This window comes from Alkaliphilus sp. B6464, from assembly GCF_018141165.1.
GTDB lineage: Bacteria > Bacillota > Clostridia > Peptostreptococcales > Natronincolaceae > Alkaliphilus_B.
Window position 1 is genome coordinate 2,178,938 of the sequence record NZ_CP058557.1, and the last position, 18,039, is coordinate 2,196,976.

At 31.2% G+C, this 18,039-nt stretch carries 16 protein-coding genes; 15 read left to right on the forward strand and 1 reads right to left on the reverse strand.

Annotation, left to right across the window (positions count from 1 at the left end; translation table 11 throughout):
* The first annotated feature begins 82 nt into the window (after positions 1–82).
* From HYG84_RS10680 to HYG84_RS10720, 7 genes are all read left to right on the forward strand, one after another.
* Complete coding sequence (locus HYG84_RS10680; RefSeq protein WP_249168758.1) at positions 83–622, forward strand: peptide-methionine (S)-S-oxide reductase; 540 nt, start codon at positions 83–85, stop codon at positions 620–622.
* A gap of 196 nt (positions 623–818) precedes the next feature.
* Positions 819–968 (forward strand): hypothetical protein, encoded by a 150-nt coding sequence (locus HYG84_RS10685; protein ID WP_212376882.1) that lies wholly within the window; start codon positions 819–821, stop codon positions 966–968.
* 254 nt (positions 969–1,222) lie between these two features.
* Positions 1,223–3,034: an ABC transporter ATP-binding protein gene (locus tag HYG84_RS10690; protein WP_212376885.1), complete on the forward strand. Its 1,812-nt coding sequence runs from the start codon at positions 1,223–1,225 to the stop codon at positions 3,032–3,034.
* A 46-nt stretch (positions 3,035–3,080) separates the two neighbouring features.
* Positions 3,081–4,907 (forward strand): ABC transporter ATP-binding protein, encoded by a 1,827-nt coding sequence (locus HYG84_RS10695; protein ID WP_212376888.1) that lies wholly within the window; start codon positions 3,081–3,083, stop codon positions 4,905–4,907.
* Positions 4,908–5,168: 261 nt separating this feature from the next.
* On the forward strand, positions 5,169–6,662 hold the full coding sequence (locus HYG84_RS10700) for an N-acetylmuramoyl-L-alanine amidase family protein (protein WP_212376891.1): 1,494 nt from the start codon (positions 5,169–5,171) through the stop codon (positions 6,660–6,662).
* 285 nt (positions 6,663–6,947) lie between these two features.
* The gene (locus HYG84_RS20340) at positions 6,948–8,549 is read left to right on the forward strand and encodes a LysM peptidoglycan-binding domain-containing protein (RefSeq protein ID WP_249168590.1); all 1,602 of its coding nucleotides are present in this window, start codon (positions 6,948–6,950) and stop codon (positions 8,547–8,549) included.
* 207 nt (positions 8,550–8,756) lie between these two features.
* Positions 8,757–9,998 carry a competence/damage-inducible protein A gene (locus HYG84_RS10720; RefSeq protein WP_212376894.1) on the forward strand — a complete coding sequence of 414 codons (1,242 nt, stop codon included), beginning with the start codon at positions 8,757–8,759 and terminating at the stop codon, positions 9,996–9,998.
* On the opposite strand, the gene HYG84_RS10725 is transcribed toward HYG84_RS10720, so the two are convergent.
* Positions 9,963–11,084 carry a hypothetical protein gene (locus HYG84_RS10725; protein WP_212376897.1) on the reverse strand — a complete coding sequence of 374 codons (1,122 nt, stop codon included), beginning with the start codon at positions 11,082–11,084 and terminating at the stop codon, positions 9,963–9,965. The two genes, HYG84_RS10720 and HYG84_RS10725, sit on opposite strands and share 36 nt — an antisense overlap.
* A gap of 163 nt (positions 11,085–11,247) precedes the next feature.
* On the opposite strand from HYG84_RS10725, the gene HYG84_RS10730 reads away from it, so the two are divergent.
* From HYG84_RS10730 to HYG84_RS10765, 8 genes are all read left to right on the forward strand, one after another.
* Complete coding sequence (locus HYG84_RS10730; RefSeq protein WP_212376900.1) at positions 11,248–14,178, forward strand: insulinase family protein; 2,931 nt, start codon at positions 11,248–11,250, stop codon at positions 14,176–14,178.
* A 294-nt stretch (positions 14,179–14,472) separates the two neighbouring features.
* Complete coding sequence (locus HYG84_RS10735) at positions 14,473–15,426, forward strand: L-threonine 3-dehydrogenase (RefSeq protein ID WP_212376903.1); 954 nt, start codon at positions 14,473–14,475, stop codon at positions 15,424–15,426.
* A gap of 188 nt (positions 15,427–15,614) precedes the next feature.
* Positions 15,615–16,208, forward strand: coding sequence for a 30S ribosomal protein S4 (rpsD, locus tag HYG84_RS10740; protein WP_212376906.1), 594 nt, complete (start codon positions 15,615–15,617; stop codon positions 16,206–16,208).
* A 69-nt stretch (positions 16,209–16,277) separates the two neighbouring features.
* Entirely contained in the window at positions 16,278–16,475 is a 198-nt protein-coding gene (locus HYG84_RS20875; RefSeq protein ID WP_442860808.1) for a relaxase/mobilization nuclease domain-containing protein, read from the forward strand.
* Between the two features lie 132 nt (positions 16,476–16,607).
* Positions 16,608–16,784, forward strand: a complete 177-nt coding sequence (locus HYG84_RS10750; RefSeq protein WP_212376912.1) for an aspartyl-phosphate phosphatase Spo0E family protein — start codon at positions 16,608–16,610, stop codon at positions 16,782–16,784.
* A gap of 21 nt (positions 16,785–16,805) precedes the next feature.
* Positions 16,806–17,060, forward strand: a complete 255-nt coding sequence (locus HYG84_RS10755; RefSeq protein ID WP_212376915.1) for a hypothetical protein — start codon at positions 16,806–16,808, stop codon at positions 17,058–17,060.
* 63 nt (positions 17,061–17,123) lie between these two features.
* Complete coding sequence (locus HYG84_RS10760) at positions 17,124–17,660, forward strand: helix-turn-helix domain-containing protein (protein WP_212376916.1); 537 nt, start codon at positions 17,124–17,126, stop codon at positions 17,658–17,660.
* A 210-nt stretch (positions 17,661–17,870) separates the two neighbouring features.
* Positions 17,871–18,017, forward strand: a complete 147-nt coding sequence (locus HYG84_RS10765; protein ID WP_212376919.1) for a hypothetical protein — start codon at positions 17,871–17,873, stop codon at positions 18,015–18,017.
* Positions 18,018–18,039 lie beyond the last annotated feature (22 nt).

Genomic DNA, 18,039 nt, shown 5'->3' on the forward strand with positions numbered 1-18,039 from the left:
TAACAAAAAAGTTTTTACTGCAACCTTTGCCTTAGGCTGATTTTGGGGACCAGATGCTCGGTTTGGGAGTATAAAAGGAGTAATTAGTACAAGAGTAGGATATGCTGGAGGAACTACAAATAATCCTAGCTATTACAATTTAGGGGATCATACGGAAACAATTGAAATTAACTATGATCCTAATATTATTAGCTATAGAGAGCTTTTAAATATATTTTGGAATCTGCATAATCCAATATATGAAACTGGAAATAGGCAATACATGTCTATTATATTTTATCATAACGATATACAGATGGAAGAAGCTATAGATGTAAAAAGACAAATTGAAGCTGAAAGAGGACAGAAAATATATACTGAAATAGTAGCATTTAAAAACTTTTATCTGGCAGAAGGATATCATCAAAAATACTATTTACAGAACGCAACAAAACCATATAAGGAGTTGAAAAATATATATAGTAGCTTTAGTGAGTTTGTTTCTTCAACATTAACTGCTCGTGTTAATGGATATATTGCCGGGAGTATTAGTATATCTTCATTAAAAGAGGAGTTAGAATATCTAGAAGTTCCTGAAGAAAACTATGATAGACTAATAGCCATATTAGAGGATTTAAGGTGATCGGTATATTTATAATTTAACAGGGATAATATAGATAAGGTAAGACTATATTTATAAGAGCTTTAAAAGTGTAGTTATAATATACAGTGTGTATTTTAAAAAGTTTAAAAAAATTCTTAAAATTATTTAAAATGTATTGCCATTAATTCTTGCACATGGTATAATTTTACTGATAATACATTTAGGAGGTGAAAAGATGAAATCACTTAGCTTAGTTAACCAAATTGATAAAAAAATAATTAAAATGAATAATACTACAGTATTTATTGCTACTGCAGGAGTAGTGCGTCCAAAATTAAATAATGTGTTAGCTAAGAGAAAGTGGATCATCTTTGACAATAAATAAAAGAATTTATTGCCTAGGAAGGTTTACCTTTCTAGGTTTTTTTATTGTTTGTTTAATACAAACTAAGTTTGCAGTTTTTTATATTACTGTTAAATTTAATTATTGTTTTGTGTTAAGAATTAATAAGGCCTAGGAAGATACTTTCTTAGGTCTTTTATTTTTGTACCTATATATTAAGGGGTGAGGGGAATGTTGTTTATTTAATGTTTAATAGTTAAAATCTAGACAATTATTAGGAAAGTGAGGACAGAATAGTGAGAAATATAAAATTGATTTGGAAATATATGAAGGGTAATCGGTTAATCTATATGGGAGCTATTATTAGTATTGGAATAGCCACCCTTTTAAATGTGTTGAATCCTCTTATAATTAAGACAACAATAGATTCAATTATAGGAAATACTCCTTTAGAAGATGCTGGGACCATTACTAGCCTGGTTAATAGGTTAGGAGGAGTAAAAGTATTACAAAATAATCTCTGGATTATAGCAGGAAGTTTAGTAATTTTAACAATTATTACTGGAATTTTTTTATACCTGAAAGGTAAATTAGCTTCTGTAGCTGCTGAATCCACCGCAAAGCAAATTAGAGAAACACTATACGATCATCTACAACATCTTCCTTATGAATATCATGTAAAGGCGGAAACAGGAGATTTAATACAGAGGTGTACATCGGATGTAGAAACCATAAGAAGATTTCTAGGTGTGCAATTTGTGGAAATAGGTAATGCGCTTTTTATGCTGTCCTTCATTTCATATATAATGTTAAGTCTAAATGTAAAAATGACTCTTGTTTCTATGATAGCAGTACCTCTAATATTTATTTTTGCTGTTGTTTTTTTTATAAAGATAAAGGTAGCTTTTCAACTTTATGATGAATCAGAGGCTAGTATGTCTACGGTTTTACAGGAAAATTTAACTGGAGTAAGAGTAGTAAGAGCTTTTGCAAGACAGAGCTATGAGATTGATAAATTTGAGGAAAAGAATGCTATCCATCGAAGATTAACTAATAGAATGATTAGATTACTAGCTTGGTATTGGTCACTTTCAGATTTTCTGTGTATGCTCCAAATTGCTCTAGTACTTGTAGTTGGAGCATACTGGACATCAAAGGGGATTATTACCCTAGGGACATTAGTTGTATTTACAACATACGAAGGTATGCTTCTATGGCCAATTAGACAGATGGGTAGAATTATAGCTGATATGGGTAAGGCCCTAGTTGCTGTAGAGAGAATACAAAATATTTTAGATCAGCCACGGGAAATTATGATTGAAAGTAGTAAAGAACCGATTATTAAAGGAAATATTAAATTTGAAAATGTTTCTTTTGAATATGAAAAGGGGAAGCCTGTTCTTAAAAACATTTCATTTGAAGTAAAAGAGGGGCAAACAATTGCAATACTAGGTCCAACTGGATCGGGAAAAAGCACATTAGTATACCTAATGGCTAGATTATATGATTACCAAAAAGGTTCTATTAAGGTTGATGGACATGAGTTAAAAACTATAGATAAAAAATGGATCCGCCAAAAGATAGGTATTGTACTTCAAGAACCATTTCTATTTGCTAAATCTATAAAGGAAAATATTAGATTAGCAAAGACAGGCTCATCTGATGAAGAGGTTTTTCAAGTGGCTAATATTGCATCAATTCACAATACAATTTTAGACTTTGATCAAGGCTACGATACTATGGTAGGCGAACGAGGTGTGTCATTATCAGGAGGCCAAAAGCAAAGGGTAGCTATAGCTAGGACTTTAATCACGGAGAGTCCTATAGTAGTATTTGACGATTCTTTAAGTGCTGTAGATACGGAGACAGATAACGAAATTAGGATGGCTTTAAAAGGACGTAAAAATAAAGCTACAACTTTTATTATTTCTCATAGAATAACAACCCTTTCAGAAGCAGACTGCATTATTGTACTAGAGAAAGGGAGAATTACTGAAATGGGTAATCATACAGAGCTTATGAAGAAGCAGGGTCTTTATAGAAGAGTATGGGAAATTCAAAACTCTCTTGAGGGAGGAGTAGAAACTGTTGCTGCTAAAAGTATATAGAAATATTATTAAATATATAGAGAGTTAATGAGCGAGGTGACTAGTAATGAGTGAACATAAAGAACAGGATTATGAAAAGGGATTTGACTTAAAGCTATGGAGAAATTTATTTAAATACACTAAACCTTACAAAAAAGAGCTAATATCATTATCCATAGTTATGATAGTTGTAGCATTTATTGAGGCTGTTTTTCCATATATGACAAAGATAGCCATAGATAATTTTATTATACCAGGAGTAACTGATGGTATTGAAGGATTTGGTATAGTTTATGCCATACTGGTTATGATTTTAGCTATTTGCGTATGGCTTTTAATTGCACTAGCAGGGAGTATAGAAACAGGATTATGCTATGATATAAGGAAGCTTGGGTTTAAGAGATTGCAAGAACTTTCCTTTTCCTATTATGATAATAAAGCAGTTGGATGGCTAATGGCAAGAATGACATCGGACGTATTAAGACTTGGTGAAACTATTTCTTGGGGACTAGTTGATTTAGTATGGGGATTTGCAAAAATGGTAGCTATTATGATTGTTATGATGTACTTAAATTCGAAGTTGGCTTTAATTACGCTCCTGGTGATACCATTTCTAGCTATTATTAGTATATATTTTCAGAAAAAAATGCTAAGTAGTCATAGGAGGGTACGTAAATTCAACTCCCGTATTACTGGAGTATTCAATGAAGGAATTATGGGTGCGAAGACAACAAAAATATTAAATAGAGAAGAAGAAAATTTAAACGAATTTAAAGAAATTACTGGTGAAATGAGAACACATTCCATAAGAGCAGCGATTTTTTCAGCACTTTATTTGCCTATAATTTTAACATTATCTAGCATAGGAACTGCTCTAGCACTATGGCGAGGTGGAGAAGGCGTTATTTTAAACCTAATTAGTTATGGTACACTAGTAGCCTTTATATCTTATACAATTCAATTTTTTGAACCAGTTCGTGAAATTGCTAGAGTTCTTGCAGAATTTCAATCAGCTCATGCTTCAGCTGAAAGAGTTTTTTCTATGATAAATACAGAGCCAGAAATTAAAGATAGTAATGAGGTAAAGGAGTTATATGGGGAAGGTTTTAATTCTAACAAGAAAAACTGGCCTTCATTGAATGGAAATATTACATTCAAAAATGTATCTTTTGCTTATAATGTAGAGGAGCCTATCTTAGAAAATTTCAATTTGGATGTAAAGGCTGGAGAAACAATAGCATTAGTAGGAGAAACTGGATCGGGAAAAAGCACTATAGTTAATTTGGCTTGTCGTTTTTATGAACCTACTTCGGGTCAGGTCCTAATTGATGGGATAGACTATAGACAGAGACCTTTATTATGGCTTCATAGCAATTTAGGTTATGTGCTGCAAAATCCACATTTATTTAGTGGAACAATTAAAGATAATATTAAATACGGAAAACTGGGTGCTAGTGAAGTAGATATAATAAGGGCAGCTAAATTAGTAAATGCCCATGATTTTATTATGAAATTAGAAAAAGGCTATGATACAGAGGTTGGAGAAGGTGGAGGTATGCTATCAACAGGCGAGAAGCAACTTGTTTCTTTTGCAAGAGCTATACTAGCCGACCCAAGGATATTTATTCTAGACGAAGCTACATCTTCTATTGACACAGAAACAGAGCAGATGATTCAAAAAGCTATTAATAAGGTATTAGAGGGTAGAACCAGCTTTATTATAGCCCATCGTCTATCAACTATTAGATCTGCAGATCGTATTCTAGTTATTAGAGACGGTAAAATGATTGAACAAGGTGATCATAATCAGCTGATTGATAAAAAAGGATACTATTATAAACTCTATACAAATCAGTTTTTAGAAGAACAGGGTAAAAAAATATTAAGTAACTAATTCAATTAGCGGGCCCATCGTAACTTTACGATGGGTCATTTGTATCCTATATGTATATTTTAGTATTATATGGAACTTTTTTATATTTTATTTGCCAAAAACTACAGTATTATTACATCTTAATTACAATTTCCTAGATTCGTTGACATAAGATTTTACATAGTGATATAAATAATAGTAACGCAAGGCAATTGCTAATAGAAAGCTATAGTATAGGTGTTAATAATTTTCAAATTATTAACAAAAGAATAGGAGGGACCAATGAAAAAATTAATTTCGAGCATATTAGTACTAATAATTTTTATCGCTTCTTTCACTACTTCTTTTGCGAATGTATCTACAAATAAGATTTCGCTGAAAGAAAATGGCAAAGTAGGAAGCTTCCAAGTAGTAAATCTTAAAATAGACAACAAAGTGGTAAAATCTGTGGATGTACCTCCTGTACTTTATCTAATCAATAATCAAGCAAGAACATTAGTACCATTAAGAATGATAGTAGAACATTTAGAGGACAAGCTAAATGCGGATATCGAATGGGATCAAGCTAAGTACGAAGTAAAAGTTAAAACTAATGATAAGGAAATCATTTTAAAAATTGATAGTCCTATTGCTACAGTTAATGGTGTTCAAAAAAAACTTCCAGATAATATCCCTGCAAAGCTTCTTACACTAGGCAGTGTTAGCAGAACTATGGTACCAATTCGTTTTTTTGCAGAAGAGCTTGGGCTTAATGTAGAGTGGGATCAAGAAACTTGGACTGCTTTAATAGATATTCCTACTGCGCCAGAGGACGAATCTGAAAAGGAGCCAATTCCGCCTCAAGAAAATGTTGCAGAGATTACGGATGTTAGAATTGAAATGAATGATTCTACGCCTCAAGTTCGTATTAAAACATCAAAGAAAGCCGACTATAAACAATTTAAGTTAACAAATCCTGAAAGATTGGTAATTGATGTAGCCGATGCAAAATTCAATTTAAGTGATAAGAACAAGCTAGAGAATAATGGAACTTTAAACATTCCGATCAGTAGTGATGTAATAAAAGGTGTTAGAGTATCACAATTTCAAAATGATCCATTTATAACTCGAGTTGTAGTTGACCTTGGAAAACTAGTTGAATCTGAAATAACTCTTGATGAAAAAAATGGAGAGATTGTAATAGATTTTGTCAAGAACACTAGTAATGATAAAGAAAGACTTATTGTTATCGACCCTGGGCATGGCGGTAAGGATCCAGGAGCTATTTCTTCAACACTTAAGCTGCACGAAGCAGAAATTGTTTTAGATATTGCTATAAGGCTTAATAAATTATTGACAGGAGCGGGATTTAAAACTTATATGACCCGTGTTGACGACCGATATGTAAGTTTACAGGATCGTGTAGATACTGCGAATAAGTTAAATGCAGACTTATTTGTTAGCATTCACGCAAATGCTGCCCTGACTAATACAGCTAATGGATTAGAAAACTTTTACTATCCTAGTGAAAAAAACCCATTAGATAATAGAGACAATAAAAAACTTGCTCAAATATTTCAAGATGAAATGATTAAAAACCTAAACATAAATAGTAGAGGAGCAAAAGCAGGAGATCTATATGTTCTTAGAAATACAACTATGCCAGCAGTTTTAACAGAAACAGGATTTTTAACGAATGCTGGCGATGAGGCAAAACTTGCAACAAGCCAATATCGTCAACAAGTTGCAGAAGCTATGTTTAAATCAACTGTTAGATATTTTGAAGAAACAAAATAATATCGATGAAAAATAGAGATTATTACATATAGCTCAGATCATTAATAAGCCCATAAGTTAAAACTTATGGGCTTATTAATGATCTGAGCTATGCTGTTTTTTTGTTTAGGGCAAATCTTTATCAGGTAAATGGGATAAAAAAAATAGTTATCTCTTACTCGATTATTGAAACAAACTAAATTTTTTTAAAAAAATGCTATAATTTCAGAACAACTTTTAACTTCTAGAATATACTGTAGTAAGTATATTTTGCTGTATATACAAAATTAATAAGGAGGTTAATCCATGTATTATAACAGTAGGAAACCACATACATGCCCTATGGGTACTATGCCTTATATGATAAAAGCAGGGGATACATTTTATAGTATAGCTATTAGATACAATACAACCGTGGCAGCTCTTATTGCGGCTAATCCAAATGTAAATCCTAATGCATTATGTATAGGTCAAATAATTTGTATACCTATGCCTCATCCACCATGCCCAGGAGGAAACTACTATACTATTAGGGCTGGAGACACATTCTTCTCCATAGCTAGAAGATACAATATAAGTTTAGATGCACTACTTAATGCTAATCCAAATGTAAATCCAGATGCATTATACATTGGTCAGGTAATTTGTATACCAGGACCTACACCGCCGCCACCAGTTACTTGTCCGGCAGGAACAATGCCTTATATTATTAGAGCAGGAGATACATTTTTCTCAATAGCTAGAAGATTTAATGTTAGTTTAGATGTATTAATTGCAGCTAATCCAAATGTAGATCCTGATAATCTGATGATAGGACAGAGAATTTGCATACCAGGACCTACACCGTCGCCAGGCTGCCCAACAGGAACAACTCCATATACAATTAGGCCAGGAGATACATTCTTCCTATTAGCGCAAAGATTTAATACTACAGTAGAAGCTATTATGAGGGCTAATCCAGGTGTAGATCCTAATAATTTACAAATAGGTCAAGTAATTTGTATGCCAGGTACACCGCCAACACCAGGTTGCCCAGCAGGAACAACTCCATATACAATTAGGCCAGGAGATACATTCTTCCTATTAGCGCAAAGATTTAATACTACAGTAGAAGCTATTATGAGAGCTAATCCAGGTGTAGATCCTAACAATCTACAAATAGGTCAAGTAATTTGTATGCCAGGTACACCGCCAACACCAGGTTGCCCAGCAGGAACAACTCCATATACAATTAGGCCAGGAGATACATTCTTCCTATTAGCGCAAAGATTTAATACTACAGTAGAAGCTATTATGAGAGCTAATCCAGGTGTAGATCCTAACAATCTACAAATAGGTCAAGTGATTTGTATGCCAGGAAGCACAACACCGCCACCATCAGGTTGCCCAGCAGGAACAACTCCATATACAATTAGATCAGGAGATACATTCTTCCTATTAGCGCAAAGATTTAATACTACAGTAGAAGCTATAGAGAGAGCTAATCCAGGTGTAAATCCTAATAATCTACAAATAGGTCAAGTAATTTGTATGCCAGGAAGCACAACACCGCCACCATCAGGTTGCCCAACAGGAACAACTCCATATACAATTAGATCAGGAGATACATTCTTTCTATTAGCGCAAAGATTTAATACTACAGTGGAAGCTATAGAGAGAGCTAATCCAGGTGTAAATCCTAATAATCTACAAATAGGTCAAATAATTTGTATGCCAGGAAGCACAACACCGCCACCATCAGGTTGCCCAACAGGAACAACATCCTATACAATTAAATCTGGAGATACATTCTTTTTATTAGCCAAAAGATTTAATACTACAGTAGAAGCTATAGAGAGAGCTAATCCAGGTGTAAATCCTAACAACCTACAGGTAGGTCAAAAAATATGTATTCCAACAGCAAACTAGATTAGATTTATATTTAGGTAAAAAATAATTATACTAAGAAGATCCTTCTTGTTTATAACTAAGAGGGATCTTCTTATATTTTAAATTTAATTTGTATTTTAAATATGTAATGAAGGAAATTTTGTAGTAAAATAGAAGATGTTACTAACAATAAGAATAGTTTTTATATAGTTGTATAGCAACATTAATAGATATGAGGTGATAAATTTGAAGGCAGAAATTATTTCTATTGGAACAGAATTGTTATTAGGAGAAATAGTTAATACTAATGCACAATATATTGCAAAGGAGTTAGCTGGTTTAGGAATAGATATGTATCATCAATCAGTAGTGGGTGATAATGTAAGTAGATTATATGAAGCATACAGAGTTGCGTTCCAAAGGGCAGATTTAATTATTACAACAGGAGGACTTGGGCCTACAAAAGATGATATGACTAAGGAAATTGCAGCTCAATTTTTAAATAGAAAATTGGTACCTCACAATGAATCATTAAAAATAATAGAGGAGTTTTTCAGTAAAAGAAATTTGCCTGTAAATGATGGTAATAGGAAACAGGGGTATTTTCCAGAGGGAGCTATTATTTTACCGAATCCTAATGGTACAGCTCCAGCATGCATTGTTGAACATAATGATAAAAAATTAATTTTATTACCAGGGCCACCTAGAGAAATGGTTCCACTATTTGAAACCGAGGTTATTCCTTATTTAAAAAAATATCAAGATAAGGTTTTTGTATTTAAGGTTCTTAATATCTCTGGCATAGGTGAAGGTCATATGGAAGAGATAATAATGGATATTGTGGATAATCAAACAAATCCAACAGTAGCCCCATATGCAAAGACTCAAGGTTTAACTCTTAGAATAGCTGCTAGTGGATTTACATATGAGGAAGCGGAAAAACTTATTGTTCCAGTTGAGAAGCAAATAAGAGATATATTAGGTGATAATATATATGGAGAAGGGGATATTACTTTAGAAGCTGTTGTTGCAGAACTTTTAATGGAAAAGAAACTAACTATCGCTACTGCTGAATCTTGTACAGGTGGACTTTTATCAGGAAGACTAATTAACTACCCAGGTATATCTTCAGTTTTTGTGGAGGGCGTTGTTACATATAGTAACCAATCTAAAATAAGACTTTTAGATGTAAAGCCAGAAACATTAGAAAAATATGGTGCTGTTAGCCAAGAAGTAGCTAAAGAAATGGCAGAGGGGATATATAGGGCGGCAGGCACTAACATTGGTATATCGGTTACAGGTATAGCAGGGCCAGCAGGAGAAACTGAAACCAGCCCAGTTGGACTTATTTACATAGGTATTTGTATGAATGGAACCACGAAGGTTAAAAAGCTAAATCTAAGTGGTGATAGAAATAGAATACGTAATATGATAACAACTAGTGCCTTAGATTTACTCCGAAGAGAAATTATTAACCTCTCTTTCTAAACGATTAAATATTGAACGAACTCCTTTCCACCAATTTTTATCTTCTGCATATTTTCTATTTATCCATTGGAAAGGATCTATTTCATCTGGACGATCTTTACTCAGATTAATTACGGTTCTAGCGGCTATTTGTGATGAATCAATAATATCTGTATTATATTCTTGCCAGCTAATAAATACATTAAATGGATTATTAATAATCTCCTTAGAAGAAGGGTTTGTTTTAGGAACAAAGCCTTGCTCATGTCCAGCGATAGCAAATAGTATTAGAGGGTTTAAGTCAAATTCCCGGGATGTATTTATAATAGATGAAAAGTAAGGTTCTTCTTCTAAAAGGGAGTCTCTACTTTTTAAATATATTTTAAGTTTATTTTCATCTATATTCTTATATCTGAAGTAGCTTGGTAAATAAGGGTGTTTGTATTCTGTGGTTTCAATCTTAACAATTATATCTTCTTCAGCCTTTACAGAGTTTGACTGTAAATAGTTCATAAAAAACGAAAAAGATATAAGTAAAAATAATCCAGTGAAGAGCACATTTATAGAACTTAGCTGAAAAGAAGATTTTATTTTTTTAAAATTAAACTGTTTACTTAAAATATTTTCTTCTTTACTAGCTGTATAGTTTTCTTCAAGAATTTCTGGATTAATAATACTAGATATAACGTGTTCAGTTTTTAGGGGTATAGTATCGTTTTCTTTTATATGAGGAAAATATAGAGAAAGATCTTCTTTACTAATAGGCTTATCTAAATAATAATTAACCCAGTCTAATATTACATTTAAAAAATCAGCTTCTTTTACATCTATTGTTGTGAAGGTTTCAAAAATATCATATAGTACTATAGTTTCTTGTTTATATAACAATTTATTTTTCAATAAAGTTTCTCTGATTTTATGTTGGTGATCTCTCGGAATAGATTTTAAATACCCATCGATAATACTTCTAATAGAATTAATTAATATATCAGCCTGCTTATTTACATCGGAATTAGGGTATTTATTTTCAATATAGGTGCGTAATCGAATAATATCCTGAGCAGTAAGAATCTTATTAGATTTTAAATGTTGTACAAAATCACCCATTGAATAATCACATCCTAGTGTTTAGTTAATAATAATTGGAAACTATTAGCATTAAGGATATTATACTTGATTATTTATTATTTATCTATAATTTCAAAGGAAATAGTATGTATATATAGAATAACAATACAGAAGTATTAAAACAGTAAGAAGGAGGGAAATTATGCAAATATTAAATATAGGTAATGTTTATAACGGATTTCAATTATTAGAAGAGAAGAAAATTAATGAGGTGAATTCAATAGCAAGACTGTTTTATCATAATAAAAGTGGTGCTAAGTTATTTCACCTGGAAAATGATGATAATAATAAAGTTTTTTCTATTAGTTTTAGAACACCTCCAACGGATAATACTGGTTTGCCGCATATATTAGAACATGCTGTGCTATGTGGATCTAAAAAATTTCCATTAAAAGATCCATTTATTGAATTAGCAAAGGGCTCGTTAAATACATATTTAAATGCAATGACTTTTTCTGATAAAACTATGTACCCTATTGCTAGTCAAAATGATAAAGACTTTGTTAACTTAATGGATGTATACTTAGATGCAGTTTTGCATCCTAATATATATAATGGTCCAGAAAGTTTTATGCAAGAAGGGTGGCACTATGAATTAAATAGTCAAGATGATCCACTTTCAATTAAAGGGGTTGTTTATAATGAAATGAAGGGAGCTTTTTCTTCTCCAGAGCAAGTACTCTTTAGAAAGGTAGAAGAGTCTCTTTTTCCTGATACAGTATATAGATTTGAATCAGGTGGTGATCCAGAATCAATACCAGAGCTTACATATGAGCAATTTTTAAACTTTCATAAAACCTATTACCATCCGTCAAATAGCTATATTTATTTATATGGCAATGGCAACTTAATGGAGCATTTAAAGTTTATCGATGAAAAATATTTAAACCAATTTGATAAAATACAGATTGATTCAAGTATTAGTATTCAACCTTCATTTAATCAAAGCAAAGAAATAGAAGAAGTATATTCTATTTCTGAAGATGAAAATGAGAGAAATAAAACATTTATAAGTAAGAATTACGTTATAGGTAACTCTAAGGATTCTGAAAAAGTATTAGCATTTAATATTTTAAATTATTTACTTCTAGGGTCTCCAGCTGCACCACTTAAAAAAGCTTTAATTGAGGCAAATATAGGAAAGGATGTTTTTGGCTCTTTTGATAGTAGCATTATGCAGCCTACTTTCAGTATTGTTGTTAAAAATAGTAACGTTGAAAATAAGGAGTTATTTCTAAAGGTAGTTAAAGATACTTTGGAAAATCTTGTAGTTAATGGTATTGACAAGAAGATAATTGAGGCCGCAATAAATATTCATGAGTTTAAGCTTAGAGAAGCAGATTATGGACATAGACCTAAGGGATTAGTCTATAATATAAAGGCAATGAATAGTTGGCTTTATGATGAAGACCCATGGTTACACTTAGAATATGAAAAAAGTTTAAAAAATATTAAAACTGCTTTGGTAACTAACTATTTTGAAAGACTAATAAAGGAGGATATACTTAACAACCTTCATACTAGTCTACTAATATTAAAGCCTAAAAAAGGACTTGCAAGTGAAAAGGATCAAAAAGAAGAAAAAAGACTACAAGAGTATAAGAAACAATTATCAGAAGATGAAGTTATTAAAATCGTAAAGCAGAAGGAAAACCTAGAAAAGTATCAGAATAGAATAGAAACAGATGAAGCATTAGCAACAATACCTCTACTGAGTAGAGAGGATATTAAAAGAGAAGTTGAAGATATACCTTTAATTAAGTTTGTTGAGAAGGATGTTAATATTTTACATCATTCAATTTTCACTAATGGTATTACATACGTCAATTTATTTTTTGATACAACATCGGTACCACAAGAATTAGTTCCATATACAGTGTTATTATCTAGTCTTTTAGGAAAGGTTAGAACAGAAAATCACGGCTATGAAGAACTATCAAACTTAATAAATATTAATACTGGCGGCATTTACGCTAAGGTAGAGACGTACTCGTTTAAATATAGTCATAAAGAATTTTTACCTAAATTTGTTCTTAGATCATCTGCATTAACTAGCAATATTAAAAGTTTATTTGTACTGTTAACTGAGCTTATAAATAGTACAAAATTTGATGAATCAAATAGAATTAAAGAAGTTATTGGTGAAACAAAGTCTCGATTAGAGATGGCTATTTTTGATCAAGGACATGTTATGGCAGCTAGAAGGGTTAATTCATATTTTTCTCCTATTGGCCAATATATAGAAAATACATATGGTATTTCTTATTACATGTTTATATCTAATTTAGATAGTGAGTTTGATGAAAAGCAAGAAGAAATATTGGAAAACTTAAAGAAAGTATATAATATGATTTTCAATAAGAATAATATGTTAATAAGTATTAGCTCAGACAAAGCAGACTTTGAAATTGTGAGAGAAGAAGCAGTATCCCTTATTGAAAGATTGCCTAATTGTAAATTTGAGAAATATAAATATTCTTTTGATTTTACTCCTAAAAATGAAGGTTTATTAACATCAAGCAAAGTACAATATGTAGCAAAAGGATATAATTTTAAAGAATTGGGATATGGATATTTAGGGCATATGCAAGTATTGAAAACAATAGTGAGTCTAGATTACCTTTGGAATAAAGTACGGGTAGCTGGTGGTGCTTATGGATCCTTAGCTAACTTTTCTAAAAGTGGAAATCTTATATTTAGTTCTTATCGAGATCCTAATTTAAAAGAGACACTTCATGTATACGATGATATGTCTAAGTACATAGAAGCTTTTGATGCAGATGAACGAGAAATGCGAAAATATATTATTGGTACAATCAGTAATATGGATACACCTTTAAGTCCATTTATGAAGGGAGATAAAGCTACTAGTTATTATATTAGTGGTATAACTTTAGATGAACTTCAAAGGGAGAGGGATGAAGTTTTAAATACAACTGTAGAAGATATAAGAAAATATTCTGCTTTATTAACGGATTCTATGAAGAAAAATTATTTGTGTGTTCTAGGAAATGAACGTAAGATAAAAGAGAGCAAAGAGCAATTTAATAATCTTGTTAAAGTGTTTCTATAATAAATAATGTAAATATTAATTATTGTTAATATTTTGACTAATGTACTTGTAAAAATTAGTATTTTAGGTTATTTTAAATATGTAGATCTTAATTTATAATATAAATGTAGTATAAGGTATTCTCACCATACTAATTATCATATTGTACAGTATAATTAACTTAATAGCTCACTATATTATGGGCATAATATTATATGCAATGCAAATTTTACTTGTGAATATCTTTCTATGTATTGTAGTGTATAAATTGGTAACAATTAATAATCTATTAATTAAATAATAGGAGGCGTTAGTATGAAAAAGATTTTAGTAACTGGAGCACTGGGACAAATAGGATCTGAACTAGTTATGAATTTAAGAGAAGCTTATGGTAATGATAATGTTATTGCCAGCGACATAAGCACGAAAGGCTCTCAAGAAGCTATAGAGTCTGGTCCTTTCGAAGTAATAGACGTTGTAGATGGGAAAAGAATCGATGAAGTAGTTAAAAAGTATAATGTAGATACAGTTTATCATTTAGCTGCACTTTTATCTGCAACAGGAGAAAAAAATCCTTCATTGGCATGGAATATTAACATGGGTGGACTATTCAATGTATTAGAAGTTGCAAGAGAAAATAATTGTGCAGTTTGTACACCAAGTTCAATTGCCGCTTTTGGACCATCTACACCAAAAGATAACACGCCTCAAGATACTTTAATGAGACCTACAACTATGTATGGAGTTACTAAAGTTGCAGGAGAGCTACTTTGTGATTACTACCATCAAAAATATAATATTGATACTAGAGGAGTTAGATTCCCAGGTTTAATTTCGTACAAGTCTTTACCTGGTGGTGGAACTACAGATTATGCAGTACATATATTCTATGAAGCAATAAAAAACAAAAAGTATGCATCTTTTATAGATAAAGGTACATTTATGGATATGATGTATATGCCAGATGCAATAGATGCATTAATTCAACTGATGGAAGCAGATCCATCTAAGTTAGTTCATAGAAATGCATTTAATATTACAGCAATGAGCTTTGATCCAGAAATGCTTGGTGCTGAAATTAAAAAGCATATTCCAGAATTTGTGCTAGAATATGATGTAAATCCTGATATACAAAAAATAGCAGATTCTTGGCCAAATTCATTAGATGATAGTGAAGCTCGTAAAGAATGGGGTTGGAATCCGAAGTATGATTTAGCAGCTATGACAAAGGATATGTTAGAGCAGCTTACTATTAAATTAAAAGGATAATATCTTAATTATAAGAAACTACCTTGGATAAGGTGGTTTCTTTGTTAGTTAAAGTAGAAAAATAAAAAACAATTAACATGATGATAATAATTATCATTTACAACATTTTATTTCTATGATACAATTTGTTTATACAAATTGTGTATTTACCGCGGCTAATTTAGGTATATATGCGAGGAGGAAATAATTTGGCAAAAATAATGGGACCAAGATTTAAACTAAGCAGAAGCTTAGGTGTAAATATTTATGGTCATCCAAAAGCAATGAATAGAGCAGGTAAAACACCTGGTAGAGCAAGTAGAAAACTTTCTAACTATGGACTACAATTATTAGAAAAACAAAAATTAAGAGCGTATTATGGTGTATTAGAAAAACAATTTATAAGATATGTAGATATGGCTATGAAGGCACCTGGTTTATCTGGAGAGGTTCTAATACAAAAGTTGGAATGTAGATTAGATAATATAGTGTATAGAATAGGACTGGCCAGTTCTATTAGAGAAGCAAGACAAATGGTAAATCATGGACACATTTTAGTTAACGGAAAGAAAGTGGATATACCATCATTTAGTATTAATCCTGAAGATATTATAGCTCTACGTGAAAAGTCACAAAAAATTGAAAAATATATAGAAAACATTCAAAATAGGAATTATGTAGTTGATTATGTAGAAGCAAATCCAGCTAGTTTTAGTGGAAAATTATTAAGATTACCAAATAGACAAGAAATACCTGTTGATGTTAATGAGCAACTAGTAATTGAATTTTACTCCAAAAGATAATTATATAAAAAAGAAGAATCTTCTTAATAGATTCTTCTTTTTTATATAATTAGTACTATTGATTGAATGATGGTTATTAAGAAAATATTTAATAGAGAAAAAGGAAGGCAATTTACAGATTTTGCACATTCATTTCATCGATGTGAAGACATAAGTCCTAGACTAGGTCACGAAATATCTTTTAAGCTTATAGAGAAAGGAAAATTCAAAAATTTTGAAATATTAGTCGCAACTCATATAGATAAAAATTATTTGTATACTCATTAAGCTGCTTTGAAGGTCAAGCTCTTAAAGAGAAAATTAAAGAAAAAGGCGAAGGTTTAGATTGGGAAAGATAGCTATTAACCAAATAGGCTAAAAAGTTAGTTCTTTTTTAGTTTTTATCAGGAGGGGATTTAAATGTCAGTAGAGGAAAGATTAGAAAATTTAAAAGAGGAGCTTAATTTAGCAATTGAAGATACGGAGCCTTTAACTAGCAAGGAAATAGTAAATCTAAGTCAGGAGCTAGATGAACTAATAGTTTTAGAATGTAGATTAAGGCTAGAGAAGTATAACTCTTCAAAAGAAGATATTTAAGAAAGAAGGTGATAGCATAATTTGCTATCAGGAGAAACTACTAATTTAAATATTCCAAAACTAAAAGATTGTGTAGAGAGCTTTATGTCTAGTAGACAGCGTTTAAAGCTCTTTTTATATTTTATAGCCTTTAATTTTCTAGTTAGTATAGGCTTTTATTTTTACAATGATAAGGCGTATCAAAGAAAATTTATTGAAGTAAAAAAACAGAATAGAATTTATATAATCAGCATAAAACAACGGATGCAACCAATGGTTGACAAAGTTCAAGCTTAAATTGGTAGACTGTAACCACTAAATTTACTATTATTATAAATATATTGAGAAGGAGATGGTAAAATGACGATAGGAGAAAAAATACAAATAAACAGAAAGTCATTGGGTCTTTCACAAGAGCAACTTGGAGAGAAGGTCGGAGTTTCAAGACAAGCCGTATCAAAATGGGAACAAGGTACTGCAATGCCAGAATTAGATAAAGTAATTACATTAAGTAAAGTGTTTTCCATTTCAACTGATGATTTATTGGGCAACACTGATGCTGAAACGGATAAGTACTCGAATAATGTATCTATTGAAAACAACGTAAATAACTCCGTTAATAATTTCAAAAATTTCTTAAGGAGAAACTGGTACCGCGGTGGATACTTATTTATAATTTGGGGTTGTTTAACTGTCGCAATGTCACTTGGAGTTGCCTCTTCATGGAGAAAAATGCACTTGCCTGGAATGATGCTTACTGGACAGGTAGTTGAAACAAATCTATTTTTTTATGCAATGAAACAACCACTTGTTCAGATTATTATACCTATTGGCATAATCGCTATTATTTTTGGTACAGTAGTTATAATTTATGGAACGATAAAAAATAAAAAGTAAATTAAAGTGTAAAATATATACTGTATGTTATGTGCATAACCCTTAGGATCAGTTAATACACATTGTTTGTAATATTATTAGCAAGAATAAGATTTTAAACCATCTATAATCTTCTACTATAAAATACGAATATTTTGTTTTAATACCGTATTATTCAGAAATGAATTTTACGGTATTTCTATGTTGCATTTCAAGTATTAAGCGAAAAAAGTGGAGGAACTTTCGGAAAATGCTATAGATAATCTTGAACAAGGTGAAATAATCTACTTAGATTGCTCTCACTACATCCATGCTATTGAATATAAGAAAATAGCGAAAGAATCAAAAAGATTTATAGAAAGTTTGAGATACGAATAAAGAGTTTGGTTTATTCTTAGAT